2 protein-coding genes are annotated in these 1,847 nt (G+C 64.4%); both read right to left on the bottom strand.

The genetic code is table 11. From position 1 onward, the window contains the following. Positions 1–2: 2 nt before the first annotated feature. Entirely contained in the window at positions 3–680 is a 678-nt protein-coding gene (locus tag ABN034_RS34165) for a hypothetical protein (protein ID WP_349695096.1), read from the bottom strand. Between the two features lie 199 nt (positions 681–879). Further along, positions 880–1,281 carry a PNPOx family protein gene (locus tag ABN034_RS34160; protein ID WP_349695095.1) on the bottom strand — a complete coding sequence of 134 codons (402 nt, stop codon included), beginning with the start codon at positions 1,279–1,281 and terminating at the stop codon, positions 880–882. Positions 1,282–1,847: the final 566 nt, after the last annotated feature.

The following is a 1,847-nucleotide window of genomic DNA, read 5'->3' as shown; positions in this document are numbered from 1 at the left end:
GGTCACCGGACACTGGGCTCGAGGCGTCGGGGTGCTTGTGCTGGCGTGGTTGGTGGCCGGAGAGGGGTGAAGGCGGCCAGGAGGAGCAGGCTGTAGACGATTGCGTCCAGGACGGTTCTGATCTGGTTCAGTGACGTCCAATGCTGGACGTCGGTCATCATGTCCGCGGGGACGGTGCCGCCAGACTGGGTGATGGCGGCTTCGATGGACATCACGTGCGGCCCGAAGTACAGGTAGGTCCAGGCCCGGACCAGGTAGAAGACCACCACCGCTGCGGCCACCAGATGCCGCCGCCGTCCGCCGATGCGCCAGGCCAGCAATACCGCGGCGGGCATGATCAGCCACTCAGTGGATCCGTTGGCGATGTTGAAGAAGACGCCCATGTTCTCGGCTGTCGGGCTGGCGAATGCCTCGGCTGCCGCCTGCTCGGACAGTCCGGCCCCGATGCGTTCAATGGCGCCGAGTAGGCCGGCTGCAACGACCAGGCCCGTGGTGACCACGCCTGCGAACAGAGCCGTATTCAACGCCACTCCAAGGAAGCGGTCTTTGACGAAAGCGGAGAACGAACGCGGCGCAGAGCGCCCACGCCAGCCCGGCGGCTGCGCCCAGGAACGCGGGCCATATGCCGCCTCCGAGGAACGCTCCTTGCAGCCGCCGGTGGTGGCGAGCGTGGCAGCCACGATTCCAACCGGCGGGACGTCGCGACCGGAGCCAGCAGGCGGCCCAGAACTCCTCTGGTGGCGCTGGAACGACGAACTCATTCGAGGAATCCTTCCCGCCGGGGAGTTCCAGACGCGGAGCAGCGACAAAGGTCAGCATTTGGTAGTACGCGGTTAGAAACTCGCCCCACTGGTCGATGCCGGTCAGCGCTCACTGCACTTACAGCGGCTCGATCCGGAACACCGTGACCGTTGGCGCGGCGGCTTCGAAATCCTCCGGTGTCGGCCCTGCAACGAGGCCGTACCGGAGGTACATGTCCACACCGTGCGGCACCTTCGCGGGAAACTCGCGCAGTACCGGGCCGCGTTCATGCTCGGGAAGCTCAACCAGCTTCACCCGACGCTGCTGCTTGCCCTTCGCCAGCGTCCCCTCGCCCGCTGCGCGGGCGTTCTTCACCCAGTCGCTCTGGCCGTAACCCGTGACATAGTCGTGGCCGTTGACGGGCAAGGGCGACACCGGTGTCGTCTGGCGCCTGCCGGTCTTTCGCCCGCGTACGGTCAACACGCGCATCGTGCCGACCACTCGGCCACGGCGCTGCAACCAGATGAATACCTTGTTCATGAGCTTCAGTGAACGTGGCGGGAACCCCTCTACAGCCATGGCAGATCTCCATTTTCGATGTCCTGGATAACGGCTCAGAGTGGCGCGGTCGCTCGCGCAGCAGGCTGAGCACCGCCATCGTCAACGGCGTACAAAGCGCACGGCTAACCATCCAACTCCTCAAAGCCACGACCTCGACTAGTGTCCTCCGCCTGAAATTCGTCGGGTAAGTGGGGACTGTCTGATTAACGGTGGATCGGGCTGGCCTGACATGCCGAGCGGGGCTCGGTGAGGAAGGGTAGATCATGACCGAGACGATGGTAGAGCGCTGGTTCGCCTTCCTCACCGACCAACTCCTACGCCGCGGCGTCCACAAAGCGTCCAAGCGCTGGAGAAAGACGTCCGCGAGTGGATCAACAACTGGAACAAGAACCCAAGACCGTTCGTCTGGAAGAAGACAGCCGAGGAGATCCTCGACTCCCTCGCCCGATATATCGCACGAATTTCAGGCGGAGGGCACTAGTCGCCCTCGACCATACCCGCCGCCCTCGCCCTTGGGCGACCAGGTGAGTCGACGTCCGTTTGGG

The organism is Actinopolymorpha sp. B11F2 (genome assembly GCF_040195635.1).
Lineage (GTDB): Bacteria > Actinomycetota > Actinomycetes > Propionibacteriales > Actinopolymorphaceae > Thermasporomyces.
This window is presented reverse-complemented; position numbering and strand designations above follow the sequence as displayed.

Coding starts and splice junctions, on each gene's coding strand:
- ABN034_RS34160 (WP_349695095.1), bottom strand. CDS start 1,281: ATGAACAAGGTATTCATCTGGTTGCAGCGCCGTGGCCGAGTGGTCGGC.